Origin of the sequence: Cupriavidus respiraculi, from assembly GCF_914271545.1 — a bacterium.
Lineage (GTDB): Bacteria > Pseudomonadota > Gammaproteobacteria > Burkholderiales > Burkholderiaceae > Cupriavidus > Cupriavidus respiraculi.
Genome location: NZ_CAJZAH010000004.1, coordinates 158,962 through 172,748 on the forward strand (window position 1 = coordinate 158,962; position 13,787 = coordinate 172,748).

A 13,787-nucleotide genomic window follows, 5' to 3' on the forward strand; every position below is an offset into this window, starting at 1 on the left:
CCCGCCCCCGTTCCCGGCATGAACCCCGAAGATCTCGAACTGCTCGTCACCCGCACCATGCCCTACGGCAAGTACAAGGGCCGCCTGATCGCGGACCTGCCCGGCAACTACCTGAACTGGTTCGCGCGCGAGGGCTTTCCCAAGGGCGAGATCGGGCGGCTGCTCGCGCTGATGCAGGAACTGGATCACAACGGCCTGTCGCCGCTGCTCGAACCGCTGCGCCAGCGCCATGGCGCGACGTCTTCCGGCTCGCCGGGCTCCCGCTCGCGGGGTTGAGACCGGGGCACCGGGTCCACGTGCGTCATCACGTTGAGCACGCCGGCGTGGGCCATCGCGCGCCGCCGGGCGTCCATCGCGATCGCGTGGCCCTGCTCCACGGTCAGCGTGCCGTCCATTTCGAGATGCACGTCGACGAGGATCAGGTCGCCCATCTTGCGGGTCTTGAGCTCGTGCAGGCCGAGCACGCCGGGCGTGGCAAGCATGCTGGCCCGGATGCCGGCAACGGTCTGCTCGTCGGCCGCGCCGTCGAGCAGATCGTGCATGGCCTGCACGCCGAAGCGCCAGCCCATGCGCGTGATCATCAGCCCCACCACGAGGGCGGCCGCCGGATCGAGCAGCCGGTATCCCAGCAGATTGCCTCCGATGCCGATCGCCACCACCAGCGACGAGGCCGCATCCGAGCGCGCGTGCCACGCGTTGGCGACCAGCATGCCGGATCGCACGCGCCGCGCCACCGCTAACAGATAGCGGAACAGCGCCTCCTTGGCCACCAGCGTGCCCAAGGCCACCCATAGCGCCACCGCACCGACGGGCTGCGCGGCGGCCGGCTGGTTGAGCTTGCCAACTGCCGCCCACAGCATGCCCAACCCCACGGCGGCGAGCAGCACGCCCACCACCAGCGACGCGGCGGTCTCGAAGCGCTGATGGCCGTACTGGTGGTCGGCGTCCGGTCCCTTGCGGCTCTGGTGGCTGGCGAACAGGACGACGAAGTCGGACACGAGGTCCGACAGCGAATGCACGGCATCGGCCACCAGCGCCTGGGAGCCGGAAACCAGCCCGGCAACCCCCTGCGCGGCGGTCACGGCCACGTTGACCGCGACGCTGACCAGCGTGCTGCGCCGGGCGGCCGACGGGCCCGCGAGCGGGTCCACGCGCCCGGCTCCGTGGTCCGCCATCTTCTCTTCTGCTTGCATGCGTGCTGTACCGGTGTTGTCGTTCCGGTTGGCACTTTACCCGACGCACGGCAGCACACCCGGGGCAAGGTGGCGCTGCTAACATGCGCACCATCCCCCGCCCGCACGCCATGCCATGCCGCAAGCCCTTCGCCCGCGCGATCCTTTCGTCGACCACCTGATGGAACTGATGGCGCCCGTGGCCGCGCGCGTGGGTCCGATCACGGCGCGCCGGATGTTCGGCGGCCACGGCCTTTATTACGACGGATTGATGTTCGGGCTGGTCAGCGGGGGACGCTGCTATCTGAAGACGGACGCGCGAACGCGGGCCGCCTACGAGGAAGCCGGCTGCGAGCCGTTTCGCTATCGCAGCCGGGGCCGCGACATCACCATCGGCGCATATTTCGCCGTGCCGGCCCAGTGCCTGGAATCGCCGCAGGAAATGAGCGCATGGGCGCGCGCCGCCATGGAGGCGACGCTGCGCCTGGCCAACGCCCCTGGCGCGCGGTAACGCGCGCCAGGGGCCGCCGCAGCGAAGGCAACCGCTCAGATATCCAGGCGGGTAATGCGGGCGCCGTTCAGCGAGACATCGAACATCAACCCGGCATTGGTCTGCACGAAGCCGATCACCGGCTGCCGCAGCGTGTTGGTGTCGATCACCCCGTTGGCGCCGACCCGCGCGAGCGCCACGCTGGCGTCGGCGCCAACGGTCCAGCCGCGGCTGTTCATGAACCTTTCATAGGCCTCGGGCGTCATGAACATCAGGATGACGGAGCGCGACTGCCCCCCGGCGGTCAGGCCAAACGAGGCCGCCGTGGTGCGGAAATAGCCGGTCGTCTTTTCCTTGACGCGCATGGCCCCCACGCCGGTCTCGCCGCCGACGACGAGCCCCGCCGACAACACGCGGGGGAACACCAGAACGCCTTGCGCCCGATTGCCCAGCTCGCGCGCGCTCGGCACCGATCCATACAGCCGGCTCAGCGCGCCATCGACACCCGCGTCGATTTCCTCTCGTCGCGCCGCGTCATCCCGCGGGGCGCCCGTACCGGTGCCGGTGCAGCCCGCCGCCAGCGCGGCACCAGCGATCAATCCCGATCCTGCGGTGCGAATCACGAAATCCCGTCTGTTCATGTCTGCTCTCCGGCTACTTGTGCCGTTCACGATATGCGAACAGCCGGCTGGAGTTTGGTAAAGCGTTTCGCTCCGGGCAAGCCAAATCGAAAAGATTCAGATCACGGGGTGAAACCGCTTCAATCGCCGGGCGGGACCAGCCACCCCCGCCGCCGCGTACGCCGTCAGGCCCCGGCCTTGGCCATCGCGCCCCGCGCCCACACGCGCAGCAGGCTGACCACGAAACCGCCGGTCAGCATGCCCAGCACGTAGATCAGAAACACGAGGACTGAGGCCGGCAGCGTCATGCTCATCCGGAACAGCGTCAGCGTGACCGAATCCAGGTTCTGGAACTTGAACAGCAGCACCACCGCGGTGAACAGCACGATCAGCGTGATGTAGACGTATTTCATCGCAGCTCTCCCAGGGAACTGGTCTTGTTGTAGCAGAGCCGCCGGCGATGCGGAATGCAATTCCTTCGCGTGGCCGGTCCCGGCCCGCACGGACCCGCGTCGCTGCCGCTTCGAAGCTTGGCGGCCGCGCGATTCGGGCCTTTAATACGCCACAGTGAGCCGCGCCGTCCCGCGCCCGGCGGTTTCCACGATGGAGCAGCGATGGACAACAGGTTTGCGTCGGCGGTCGCGGCGGTGCTGCTGGGCGCCGTGATCGGCTACGTGCTCTACATTGGCCGCCCGGTGATGGTGCCGATCGTCTTCGGCATCATCGTCACCTACATCATCATCGGCCTGACCACGCTGATGCAGCGGATCCCCGCGATCGGCCCGCGCCTGCCCGCATCGCTGTGCTATGCGCTGTCCATCCTGGTCATCGCGATGGTCATCGTCACCACCGTCAATCTGGTGGTGGCCAACAAGGACGTGCTGATTGCGCTGGCGCCCCGCTACCAGGACGCGGCGCTGCGCGTGTTCAAGGCCGTCTCGATGCTGTTCGAATTCGAGAGCGAGCCGACCTGGGAAACGGTGCGCCGCGAACTGCTGGCGCGCATCAACCTGCAGGCCGCCGTGGGCACGGCCATCGCCTCGCTGTCGTCGTTTCTCGTCGATATCGTGGTCGTGCTGCTGTACGCCGCCTTCCTGCTGCTGGAAAGGCGGGTGCTCGGGCAGAAGCTGGAGGCCATCTTCCGCGGCACGGGCCAAGCGGCGCGGGCCCGTGTGATGATCGCGGAGATCAGCGAGCGCATCGGCACCTATCTCGCGCTGAAGACGCTGCTGGGCGTACTGCTGGCGGTGCTCAGCTATGCGGTCATGCGCTGGATGTCGCTCGAGTTCGCCGAGCTGTGGGCGCTGCTGATCGCGCTGCTGAACTTCATTCCCTATCTCGGCTCGCTGCTCAGCGTGATGCTGCCAGTGGTCATGTCGGTGCTGCAGTTCGGCCAGCCTGGCGACATCCTGCTGTTGCTGATCCTGCTGACGGTCATCCAGTTCGTGGTCGGCAATATCGTCGATCCCTACCTGATGGGCAATTCGCTGAACCTCAGCCCGGTGGCCATCCTGGCCAGCATCGCCGTCTGGTCCTCGCTGTGGGGCATTCCAGGCGCGTTCCTCGCCGTTCCGCTGACCGTGAGCCTGGTCATGGTGCTGGCCGAATTCGGCACCACGCGCGCGGTGGCGATTCTGCTGTCCAAGGACGGCAACATGCATCACCGGCGCTGAGGGCAAATCGAAATCTCGCAGATGGGTCCGAGAAAAGATTCAGTACGCAACATCCGGCGCCGGCCCTATGGTGAAACGCCGGGCTCGTCCCGGAAACGGGCCGGGCCGGCGCGCGCCGTTCGGCCGGACAGCCCGCCGGAGGATGCATGCGTGTGCCGCAAGCCAACCGCCTGACCAATGCCGTGGCCACCAGGCTGCCCGGACACCGCCACCGCCCCACCGCCTCAGCGCGTGACGCGCGTCACGCCGCCGCCAGTGAGCACACGCACTCGCTCGCCTTCGCGGAACGGCACGTCGGCGTCCTGCGTGATCGCCACGGCCGGGCCGTTGTCGAGCTGCACCGTGATCTCGAGCCCTTCGCGGCGGGTCATGCGCGATTCCGCCGCGCTGCCCGCCATGCCGCCAAGCACCGCACCGCCGATACCGGCCGCGACCGCGCCGCGGCCGCTGCCGATATTGCTGCCCGCCGCGATGCCGCCGAGCGCAGCACCGGCCACGGTGCCCACGCCGCTCTGCCCCGGCTGGATCGTGACATTGCGCACCGATGCCACCGTGCCGAACTCCACGGTCTGGCGCTGCTGCGCCTGCCCGCCGGTGAACACCGCGCTGGAGGTGGAGGGCGGCGCGCAGGCCGCCAGCAGGCCAGCGGCCAGAGGCACGCCGATCGTCGCGCCAAGGGCACGGGCAAGGAATGCACGCATGGGAGTCACCGTAAGGGCCATGGAAGGGCATTTCATCTTAGCCAGCGGCCCGCCCCCGCCGGCAGTGAAAGTTTTCGATATCCCCCCTTAGCCCTTTCGGCGATGCCTCATGCCGTTTCCTGAAGCGATCCCGGCCCTTTCCCGCGCGGCCGCGACGCTGCCGGGCTGCCTGGCCGCGCTGCTGGCGGCCGCATGGCCCGCCGGCGGCGAAGCCGCCGTCTCCGTGCTGCAGCCTCCGCGGCAGGTCGAGGCCAGCCAGCCGCTGACGCTGACCCTGATGCTCAGCGCCGACGAAAACGAGCGGCGCTTCGCGATACCCGCCGCGATCGTCGCGACCGCGACGGCGGACATGCAGGCGCCCGTGCCGCTCACACTGCGCCGCGTGGACGACGGGCCGGCGGTGCTCGAACTCCAGCCCGGCGAATATCGCACCATCTCCTATCGCACTGAGCTGCCGGCGAGCCTGCGAGGCCGCGTCAGCCTGGACCTGCGCGATTTCGACGCCGCGCCGATGACCATCACCCTGCGCCGAAGCCCCGCGCCGGATGGTGTTGCCGGGGAACCAGCGCGGGCCACGGGCGAAACTGCCGCTGCGGCAACGGCCACCGAGCCCATCGTGGTGGGCGATCCGGCGGCGGCGAACGAGACGCTGGCCAGCAACCGGGGACGGCTCAGCCTCAACGAGCCCATGTATCTGCTGTTCGGCGCGCACCATGGCCGCAATGCCAAGTTCCAGCTCAGCTTCAAGTTCCGGTTGTACCAGGGCGACGATCCTGCCTCGCGCGGCCTGCTGGAGAACCTGTATTTCGGCTACACGCAGTTTTCGCTATGGGATCTGGCCAGCGACTCCAAGCCCTTCCATGACACGACCTATCGGCCGAGCTTCTTCTATTTTGTGGAGGACACGGGCGTGCGGCGCGGCGCGCTGACGCGGCTGGGCGTCGCCGCCGGCATCGAGCACGAGTCCAACGGCAAGGACGGCGATGTGTCGCGCAGCATCGACGTGCTGTACGTGCAGCCGCGCATGGCGTTCGGCGATACCGCCGGCTGGCATTGGATGGTGGCGCCGAAGATCTACTACTACCTCGACAAGGACGAGAACCCGGACATCGCGCGCTATCGCGGCTATGTGGATCTGCGCGTCGAATACGGCAAGGCCGACTCGTGGAAACTGGCCGCGACGGTGCGCAAGGGAACCAGCGGCAGCAAGGGGAGCATGGATGCGCAGGTCAGCTATCCGCTGGCCCGGCTGCTGCCGGGCACCGCGGGCTATCTGATGGCGGGGTACTTCGTGGGGTATGGCGAGACGCTGGTGGACTACAACCGCAAGATGCCGTGGCAGTTTCGCATCGGCTATGCGTTGTCGAGGTAGGGCGGACGTTTGTGGTGCTGGTGACCGGTCACCCTCACCCCCGCCCTCTCCCGCTGGCGGGAGAGGCGAGCAAACCCGCAGACTTTTCAAACCCTGCCGGTGTTCTCCCCTCTCCCGCCAGCGGGAGAGGGGCCGGGGGTGAGGGTGAACGCCCGCCAGTGCCAAATGGCAAAGCTCAGCGCGCCGCCACCGGCTCGCCTTGCTCCACCGGGCCCCAGCCGCCGCCGAGGCTGCGCACCAGCGACACCGTGGCCGCGGCGCGCAGGCCGGCCACCTGGTTGGCCTCGCGCTGCGATTGCAGCACGGTGCGGTCCGCGTCGATCACCGTCAGGTAGTCCACCGCACCGGCGTCGTAGCGGCTGCGCGAGATGCGCTGCGCCCGGCGGGCACCGGCCAGCGCGCCGTCGAGCGCGGTGGCCTGCTGGCTCAGCCAGCGCACATCCGCCAGGCTGTCCTCGACCTCGCGGAAGGCCACCAGCACGGTCTGCCGGTAGCCCGCCACCGTTTCCTCGTGCTGGGCGCGGGCCGCGTTCAGGTTGGCCCGGTTGCGTCCGCCATCGAAGATCGGCGCGGCGATGGTCGAGCCGATCAGCGGCCCCAGCATCCAGGTGCGCGAGGACCAGCGGAACAGGTTGGACAGGTCGCCCGACTCGAAGCCGAACAGCCCGGTCAGCGTGATGCGCGGGAAGAACGCCGACTTGGCCACGCCGATGCGCGCATTGGCCGCGGCCATCAGCCGTTCGGCCTGCGCGATATCGGGCCGGCGTTCCAGCAGTTCGGACGGCAGTCCGGCGGGAATCGCCACGGGCGCGGCATCGAACGGACGCGCGGCCAACGCGAACTGCGCCGGCGGCACGCCGGTCAGCACCGCAAGCGCATGTTCCTGGTTGGCGCGGCGGCGTTCGATGCCGGCCAGGTCCGCGCGTGCGGTGCCCAGCTCGGCTTCGGCGCGCGCCGGGTCCAGGTCGGTGGTCTCGCCCGCGTCGAAGCGGCGCTTGAGCAGTTTGACCGCGTCCTCGCGCAGCGCAATGGTGGCCTTGAGCAGTTCGCGGTCGCTGTCCAGCGTGCGCAGCGCGAAGTAGCTCTGCGCCACGTCGGCCTGCAGCGCGAGCTGCACCGAGCGATACAGGTCTTCGGCGGCATCGCCCTCGGCGCGCGCGGCGCGCACGCTGTCCGCCACGCGGCCGAACAGGTCGACCTCGTAGCTGGCGAAGGCGCGCGCCTTGAGCACCGTCTGCGGCGACACGCGCGTGCCGTCGGGCAGCCCCTGCGAGGCGGCCGACGGCTGCGAGCGCGTCGGATCCAGCCCCACGCTCAGTTGCGGATACAGGTCCGCCTCGGCCACGCCGGTGAAGGCGCGCGCCTGCTTGAGCCGCGCGGCGGCCCCGGCCAGGTCCTGGTTGTTCGCGTTGGCCGCGGCGATCAGGCGGTCGAGCTCGGCATCGCCGAACACCTTCCACCACTCGCCACGGGCCGCGCCCTCGGCGGGCGTAGCCACTTTCCATTGCGCGCCCTCGTCCTGCGCGGCCTGCGCTTCCTTGAAGGCCGGCACGGAAGCCGTCTCCGGCACCTTGTAGGTCGGCGCCAGCGAGCAGCCGGCCAGGATCAGTGCCGCGGCCAGCGTGGCGAGGCGCGGCAGCGCGCGCTTCATCGAAGTGGTCATCGAAGTGGTCATCGATAGCGTTGTCATCGTCGTAGTCATCTCGAACACCTTATTCAGCGGAGGCGATGGCGTGCGGTTCGGCCCCATGCGGCGCGGGCGCCGCGGCGGCCCGCCGGCGCTCGCCGCGCGTGGCCAGCAGGCGCAGGCTCACATAGAACACCGGCGTCAGGAACAGCCCGAAGAAGGTCACGCCCAGCATCCCGGCGAACACCGCCACGCCCATGGCCTGGCGCATTTCCGCGCCGGCGCCGGTGGAGATCACCAGCGGCACCACGCCCATGATGAAAGCGAACGACGTCATCAGGATCGGGCGCAGACGCAGCCGGCTGGCTTCGATCGCCGCCTGAACGATGGTGCGGCCCTCATGTTCCAGTTCCCGGGCGAACTCCACGATCAGGATCGCGTTCTTCGCGGATAGCCCCACCAGCACGATGAAGCCGATCTGCGTGAAGATGTTGTTGTCCCCGTTGGTGAGCCACACACCGGTCATGGCGGCCAGCAGCGACAGCGGCACGATCAGGATCACGGCCAGCGGCAGCGTCAGGCTCTCGTACTGCGCGGCCAGCACCAGGAACACCAGCAGCACGCACAGCGGGAAGATCCACACACCGGCGTTGCCCGCCAGGATGTCCTGGTAGGTCAGCTCGGTCCACTCGAACTTGATGCCCTTGGGCAGCGTCTCGGCGGCGATGCGTTCGGCGGCGGCCTGCGCCTGGCCCGACGAGAAGCCCGGCGCGGGACCGCCGTTCATGTCGGCGGCGGTAAAGCCGTTGTAGCGCACCACGCTGTCGGGACCGAAGCTCTGCTTGACCTGCACCAGCGACGACAGCGGCACCATTTCGCCGGCGGCGTTGCGCGTCTTCAGCTGCAGGATGTCGTCGGCGTGCTGGCGGTAGTTCGCATCCGCCTGCACCTTGACCTGGAACGTACGGCCGAACTTGTTGAAGTCGTTGACGTAGGCCGAGCCCAGGTAGGTTTGCAGCGTGTCGAACACGTCCGTCACCGGCACGCCGAGCTGCTTGGCCTTGACCCGGTCGAGCTGCACGTCCAGCTGCGGCACGTTGACCTGGTAGTTGCTGAAGATGCCGGCCAGCTCGGGCGTGGCCCGCGCCTTGTTGGCGAAGGCGTTGGTGGCGTCGAACAGCGCGTCGTAGCCCAGCGCGGCGCGGTCCTCGATCATCAGCTTGAAGCCGCCGATGGTGCCCAGGCCCTGCACGGGCGGCGGCGGGAACACCGCGATGAACGCATCCTGGATTGCCGCATACTCGCCGTTGAGCTGCTGGGCGATGGCATTGCCCGACAGTTCCTTGCTCTTGCGTTCCTCGAAGGGCTTGAGCGTGGCGAACACGATGCCGGCACTCGGGCTGTTGGTGAAGCCGTTGATCGACAGGCCCGGGAAGGCCACCGCCGATTCCACGCCGGGGTGCTTGAGCGCGATCTCCGACATGCGGCGGATCACGTCCTCGGTCCGGTCCAGCGTGGCACCGTCCGGCAGCTTCGCGAAGCTCACCAGGTATTGCTTGTCCTGCGCGGGCACGAAGCCCTTGGGCACGAGCTGGAACACGCCCCAGGTCAGCACCAGCATCGCCGCGTAGACGCCGAACACCGCGCCCTTGCGGGTGATCACGCCCTTCACGCCCTTGCCGTACTTGTCCGAGCTGGCGCCGAAGAAGCGGTTGAAGCGGGCGAAGAAGCCGCCCAGCACCTTGTCCATCGCGCGCGACAGCCAGTCCTTGGGCGCGTCGTGGCTGCGCAGCAGCAGCGCGGACAGCGCGGGCGACAGCGTCAGCGAGTTGAAGGCCGAGATCACCGTCGAGATCGAGATGGTCAGCGCGAACTGCTTGTAGAACTGGCCGGTCAGGCCCGACATGAACGCCAGCGGCACGAACACGGCGATCAGCACCAGCGCGATGGCGATGATGGGGCCGCTCACCTCGCGCATGGCCTTGTAAGTTGCCTCTTTCGGAGACAGCCCTTCGGCGATATTGCGCTCGACGTTCTCCACCACGACGATGGCATCATCGACCACGATGCCGATGGCCAGCACCAGCCCGAACAACGACAGCGCATTGATCGAGAAGCCGAAGGCGTGCATCAGCCCGAAGGTACCGACGATGGACACCGGCACCGCCAGCAGCGGGATGATCGACGCGCGCCACGTCTGCAGGAACAGGATCACCACTAGCACCACCAGCGCGATGGCCTCGAACAGCGTGTGCGTCACCGCCTCGATGCTGTGGCGCACGAACTGCGTGGGGTCATAGACGATGCTGTAGTCCACGCCGTCGGGGAAGTTCTGCTTCAGCTCCTCCATGGTGGCGCGCACGTCGTCCGAAATCTGGATGGCGTTGGAACCCGGCGCCTGGAAGATCGGAATGGCCACGGCCGACTTGTTGTCCAGCAGCGAGCGCAGCGCGTATTCGGACGCGCCCAGTTCGATGCGGGCCAGGTCCTTCAGATAGGTCACGGCGCCATCGGCGGAGGTGCGCACGATGATGTCGCCGAACTCTTCGACGGTATTGAGGCGGCCCTGCGCATTGACCGACAGTTGCAGGTCGGTGCCCGGCAACGCGGGCGAGGCGCCGATCACGCCGGCGGCCACCTGCACGTTCTGCTCGCGAATCGCGCGCACCACGTCGCTCGCGGCGAGCTGGCGCTCGGCCATCTTCTCCGGATTGAGCCACACGCGCATCGCGTAGTCGCCCGAACCGAACAGCTGCACCTGACCGACGCCCTGGATGCGCGCGAGGCGGTCCTTGACGTTGAGCACGGCGTAGTTGCGCAGATACGTCATGTCATAGCGATCGTTCGGCGAGACCAGGTGCACCACCATGGTCAGGTCGGGCGAGCTCTTGACGGTGGTGATGCCCAGGCGCCGCACGTCCTCGGGCAGGCGCGGCTCGGCTTGCGAGACGCGGTTCTGCACGAGCTGCTGGGCCTTGTCGGGATCGGTGCCGAGCTTGAACGTGACGGTCAGCGTCAGCAGGCCGTCGCTGTTCGACTGCGAGGACATGTACAGCATGTCCTCCACGCCGTTGATCTGCTCCTCCAGCGGCGTGGCGACGGTTTCCGCGATGACCTTGGGGTTGGCACCGGGGAACTGCGCACGCACGACGACGGAGGGCGGCACCACTTCCGGGTATTCGGAAATGGGCAGCTTGAACATGGCGATCGCACCGATCAGGAAGATCAGTACCGATAGCACGCCGGCAAAGATCGGCCGGTCGATGAAGAATTTCGAGAAATTCATGATGGTCTCGACGTAGAGGCTCCCCCTGGCAGGCCTGAATGACAGGCGCCATGAAGAGCGGGGAGCTGAAAATGCTTTTTTGTGGCTTGGGGTTGGGGCTGGGGCTGGGGCTTGCGCTTATGCAACGGGCGTTGACGGACTGGGGCCGGTCCCCTCTCCCCGCATGGGGAGAGGGTTAGGGTGAGGGGTGGTTTGCCAGCGTTTGCAGCATCGCCAGCGTTCACCCTCACCCCCCGCTCCTCTCCCGCTGGCGGGAGAGGGGCGCAAAACCTGTCAGCCCTTCTTGCCTTCGCTGGCCTCGGCCGCGGCCTGCTTGCCTTCCGGCGTGCCGGCCTTCTGGTCCGCCTTCTGGTCCAGTTCGCGCTTGAACGCCATCTGGACGGGCTTGGGCGCCACCACGTCGCCGGGGCGCACGCGTTGCAGGCCGTTGACCACGATGATCTCGCCGGCCTTCAGGCCACTGCGGATCACGCGCAGCCCTTCATACGTCGAGCCCAGTTCCACTTCCCGGTAAGCCAGCTTGTTGGCGCCGTCCACCACCAGCACGAACTTCTTGCCCTGGTCCGTGCCCACGGCGCGGTCGTTGATCAGCACCGCGTCATGGGGCGAGCCGCCGCCCAGCTTGACCTTGGCGTACAGGCCCGGCAGCAGGCGGCCATCCGGGTTGTCGAAGACCGCCCGCACGCGGATGGTGCCGCTGCGCGGGTCGAGCCGGTTGTCCACCGACTGGATGCGGCCCGCGTGCGGATGGCCATCCTCGTTGGCCAGGCCCAGGAACACCGGCAGCTTGTCGTTGTTGCCGCCGGCGCCACCGGCGCCGGGCGCGGTGTAGCGCAGATAGCTCTGCTCGTCGATCTCGAAGCTCGCGTACACCGGCGACACCGACACCACCGTGGTCAGCGCGGGCGAGGCGGCGCCGGGCGCCACCAGGTTGCCCACCGTGATTTCGGCGCGCGAGACTCGGCCGGTGACCGGCGCGGTGATGCGCGTATAGGCCAGGTTCAGCCGCGCCGCGTCCAGCGCGGCCTGGGCGCCGCGCACATCGGCGCCGGCCACGCGGGCCGCGTTGATGCGCTCGTCGAACTCGCGCTTGGAGATCGCGTTGTCATCGAGCAGCCGCTGCGCGCGGGCCTGCTCGCTCTGCGCGTGGCTCGCGCGCACCTGGGCCGCGGCCAGCGCGGCTTCGGCGCGCGCCACCTCCGCGGCATAAGGACGCGGGTCGATGGTAAACAGCGGATCGCCCTTCTTCACCAGCGCACCTTCGCGGAAATGCACGGTGTCGATGGTGCCGCCCACGCGGGGCCGGATCTCGACCCGGTCCACCGCTTCGAGGCGTCCGGAGAACTGGTCCCACTCGGTAATGGTCTTGCCCACGGCGGCGGCCACGTCCACCGCGGTTGCCTGCGGCGCCGCCACGGCTTGGGCTTCGCCGCCATGGCCGCCGCGCAGGACGGAGGTCGCGAGACCCACGCTCAGCACCGCGACAATGGCGATCGCGATCAGGGTGCGTCGATATTGCTGCTTCATTTTTCTTCACTCCATTCTTCGGGTTTTCTTCAACCGGAAAAGCAAAAGCACGAACGCCGCCTGCCGGCGCGCCAGGGCGGCCGGAAAGGTGAGACAGGCAGACAATCAATCGGGAACAGCTACGCGGTAATGCAGCGGCCGTGTCGCCCGACCGGCTTCATGGCGCCCAACCCGAAGGTTTGGCGGCAGGCCGGCGTTCGAGCCGGGATGAGGCATCGTCATCGCCCGCGAGGTACTTCCGCAGGAAATGCGCACCTTCGTTTAGCCACACCTGACATTGGTCGTGGGATTCTTCGACACCGTCGCCACAGGCGCCGGGCATGACATGGGTTTCAGCGGACACGCCGGCTTCGGCCAGCTTGCGGCCGAAGGCTTCGCCCTCCGCACGCAGCGCGTCCTGCTCGGCCACCTGGATCAGCGTCGGCGGCAGTCCCGCCATGCGCGACGCATGGGCGGGCGCGGCATAGGGATGCACGCTGGCGGCCGGCGTGGGCAGGTATTCGCGATAGCACGACGCGAGGCGCTGCAGGGTCTGCAGCGGCACGGCGCCGCTGGTGCAGGACGCATGCTGCAAGCACGGATCGGTCACCGGGCGGATCAGCCATTGCGCGCGCGGCACCGGCAGGCCGCGATCGCGCAGCATCTGCGACACCGCGATGGCGAGGTTGCCGCCCGCCTCCTCGCCGACCACGGCGAAGTCCAGCTTGTTGACCTTGAGCTTGCGGGCCTGGCGCAGCACCCATTCGGCCGTATTGAAGGCGTCCTCGGGCGCGGCGGGAAACGGATGCTCCGGGGCCAGCGAATAGGCCGGCACGACCACCACCGCCGGGACGGTCGCGGCGAGCGATTCGGTCAGGCATTCGGCCGCCTCCACGTCGCCATCCACAAACCCGCCCGCGTGCAGGTACAGCAACCAGGGCAGCGCCGACACCGGCCGCGGCTGGGCGGGATAGCCCACGTGCACGCAAATGGTGCGGTCGGCGCTGGCAATCTCGTGGCGGACCACGCGCGCCAGACCACCCGTCGTGCTGGACGGGGCGGCGGACTCGGGTCGGGACGGTTGCTTGGCCATGGCGCTCGGTGGGTTGATGCCGCGCTGCGTGCCGACGGGATGGACGCATCGCTAGCATGTTGCGATGCCTTGGATTATGGTGATTGACGCAGTTGGGATAAAGCGAACCTTTGCCAACGCACTATTCTGGATTTGGAATAATCGCGGCCGGCAACCCCAGGTCGTGCAAAGTCATCGATTTTGTGATCCACTCGCGCGTCGGCCGAGGTGGCACCCCACCGCGCCGACCGCCCTCCGTGAGCCAGCG

General features: G+C 68.2%; 12 protein-coding genes. 4 read left to right on the plus strand and 8 right to left on the minus strand.

Annotated elements, in window-relative coordinates:
- Window positions 1–18: 18 nt before the first annotated feature.
- Window positions 19–276: a DUF3820 family protein gene (locus LDO27_RS18650; protein WP_222207336.1), complete on the plus strand. Its 258-nt coding sequence runs from the start codon at window positions 19–21 to the stop codon at window positions 274–276.
- Here the strand turns inward: LDO27_RS18650 and LDO27_RS18655 are convergent.
- Window positions 186–1,175 carry a cation diffusion facilitator family transporter gene (locus LDO27_RS18655; protein WP_224043347.1) on the minus strand — a complete coding sequence of 330 codons (990 nt, stop codon included), beginning with the start codon at window positions 1,173–1,175 and terminating at the stop codon, window positions 186–188. The genes LDO27_RS18650 and LDO27_RS18655 overlap by 91 nt on opposite strands.
- A 133-nt stretch (window positions 1,176–1,308) precedes the next feature.
- Here LDO27_RS18655 and LDO27_RS18660 point away from each other — a divergent pair, with 133 nt between their 5' ends.
- On the plus strand, window positions 1,309–1,683 hold the full coding sequence (locus LDO27_RS18660) for a TfoX/Sxy family protein (RefSeq protein ID WP_224043349.1): 375 nt from the start codon (window positions 1,309–1,311) through the stop codon (window positions 1,681–1,683).
- A gap of 35 nt (window positions 1,684–1,718) precedes the next feature.
- Here the strand turns inward: LDO27_RS18660 and LDO27_RS18665 are convergent, their stop codons facing one another.
- Entirely contained in the window at window positions 1,719–2,303 is a 585-nt protein-coding gene (locus LDO27_RS18665; RefSeq protein ID WP_222207330.1) for a BPSL1445 family SYLF domain-containing lipoprotein, read from the minus strand.
- Between the two features lie 164 nt (window positions 2,304–2,467).
- Complete coding sequence (locus LDO27_RS18670) at window positions 2,468–2,695, minus strand: LapA family protein (RefSeq protein WP_222207329.1); 228 nt, start codon at window positions 2,693–2,695, stop codon at window positions 2,468–2,470.
- Between the two features lie 201 nt (window positions 2,696–2,896).
- Between LDO27_RS18670 and LDO27_RS18675 the strand changes: the two genes are divergently transcribed.
- On the plus strand, window positions 2,897–3,955 hold the full coding sequence (locus LDO27_RS18675) for an AI-2E family transporter (protein WP_224043351.1): 1,059 nt from the start codon (window positions 2,897–2,899) through the stop codon (window positions 3,953–3,955).
- 224 nt (window positions 3,956–4,179) lie between these two features.
- On the opposite strand, the gene LDO27_RS18680 is transcribed toward LDO27_RS18675, so the two are convergent.
- Window positions 4,180–4,656, minus strand: coding sequence for an outer membrane lipoprotein (locus tag LDO27_RS18680; RefSeq protein WP_224043353.1), 477 nt, complete (start codon window positions 4,654–4,656; stop codon window positions 4,180–4,182).
- Between the two features lie 109 nt (window positions 4,657–4,765).
- On the opposite strand from LDO27_RS18680, the gene LDO27_RS18685 reads away from it, so the two are divergent.
- Window positions 4,766–6,028, plus strand: a complete 1,263-nt coding sequence (locus LDO27_RS18685; RefSeq protein ID WP_224043354.1) for a phospholipase A — start codon at window positions 4,766–4,768, stop codon at window positions 6,026–6,028.
- A gap of 175 nt (window positions 6,029–6,203) precedes the next feature.
- On the opposite strand, the gene LDO27_RS18690 is transcribed toward LDO27_RS18685, so the two are convergent.
- The 4 genes from LDO27_RS18690 to LDO27_RS18705 all read right to left on the minus strand — a co-directional run bounded on the left by LDO27_RS18690 (window position 6,204) and on the right by LDO27_RS18705 (window position 13,540).
- Window positions 6,204–7,718, minus strand: a complete 1,515-nt coding sequence (locus tag LDO27_RS18690; RefSeq protein ID WP_377747708.1) for an efflux transporter outer membrane subunit — start codon at window positions 7,716–7,718, stop codon at window positions 6,204–6,206.
- A 22-nt stretch (window positions 7,719–7,740) separates the two neighbouring features.
- The gene (locus tag LDO27_RS18695) at window positions 7,741–10,941 is read right to left on the minus strand and encodes an efflux RND transporter permease subunit (RefSeq protein WP_224043356.1); all 3,201 of its coding nucleotides are present in this window, start codon (window positions 10,939–10,941) and stop codon (window positions 7,741–7,743) included.
- A gap of 273 nt (window positions 10,942–11,214) precedes the next feature.
- Window positions 11,215–12,468, minus strand: coding sequence for an efflux RND transporter periplasmic adaptor subunit (locus LDO27_RS18700; protein WP_224043358.1), 1,254 nt, complete (start codon window positions 12,466–12,468; stop codon window positions 11,215–11,217).
- A gap of 157 nt (window positions 12,469–12,625) precedes the next feature.
- Window positions 12,626–13,540, minus strand: coding sequence for an alpha/beta hydrolase (locus LDO27_RS18705; protein ID WP_222207319.1), 915 nt, complete (start codon window positions 13,538–13,540; stop codon window positions 12,626–12,628).
- Between the last annotated feature and the right edge of the window lie 247 nt (window positions 13,541–13,787).

Bases quoted from the DNA above. Each gene is read 5' to 3' on its own strand.
- LDO27_RS18650 (WP_222207336.1), top strand. From the start codon at position 19: ATGAACCCCGAAGATCTCGAACTGCTCGTCACCCGCACCATGCCCTAC.
- LDO27_RS18655 (WP_224043347.1), bottom strand. From the start codon at position 1,175: ATGGCGGACCACGGAGCCGGGCGCGTGGACCCGCTCGCGGGCCCGTCG.
- LDO27_RS18660 (WP_224043349.1), top strand. From the start codon at position 1,309: ATGCCGCAAGCCCTTCGCCCGCGCGATCCTTTCGTCGACCACCTGATG.
- LDO27_RS18665 (WP_222207330.1), bottom strand. From the start codon at position 2,303: ATGAACAGACGGGATTTCGTGATTCGCACCGCAGGATCGGGATTGATC.
- LDO27_RS18670 (WP_222207329.1), bottom strand. From the start codon at position 2,695: ATGAAATACGTCTACATCACGCTGATCGTGCTGTTCACCGCGGTGGTG.
- LDO27_RS18675 (WP_224043351.1), top strand. From the start codon at position 2,897: ATGGACAACAGGTTTGCGTCGGCGGTCGCGGCGGTGCTGCTGGGCGCC.
- LDO27_RS18680 (WP_224043353.1), bottom strand. From the start codon at position 4,656: ATGCGTGCATTCCTTGCCCGTGCCCTTGGCGCGACGATCGGCGTGCCT.
- LDO27_RS18685 (WP_224043354.1), top strand. From the start codon at position 4,766: ATGCCGTTTCCTGAAGCGATCCCGGCCCTTTCCCGCGCGGCCGCGACG.
- LDO27_RS18690 (WP_377747708.1), bottom strand. From the start codon at position 7,718: ATGACAACGCTATCGATGACCACTTCGATGACCACTTCGATGAAGCGC.
- LDO27_RS18695 (WP_224043356.1), bottom strand. From the start codon at position 10,941: ATGAATTTCTCGAAATTCTTCATCGACCGGCCGATCTTTGCCGGCGTG.
- LDO27_RS18700 (WP_224043358.1), bottom strand. From the start codon at position 12,468: ATGAAGCAGCAATATCGACGCACCCTGATCGCGATCGCCATTGTCGCG.
- LDO27_RS18705 (WP_222207319.1), bottom strand. From the start codon at position 13,540: ATGGCCAAGCAACCGTCCCGACCCGAGTCCGCCGCCCCGTCCAGCACG.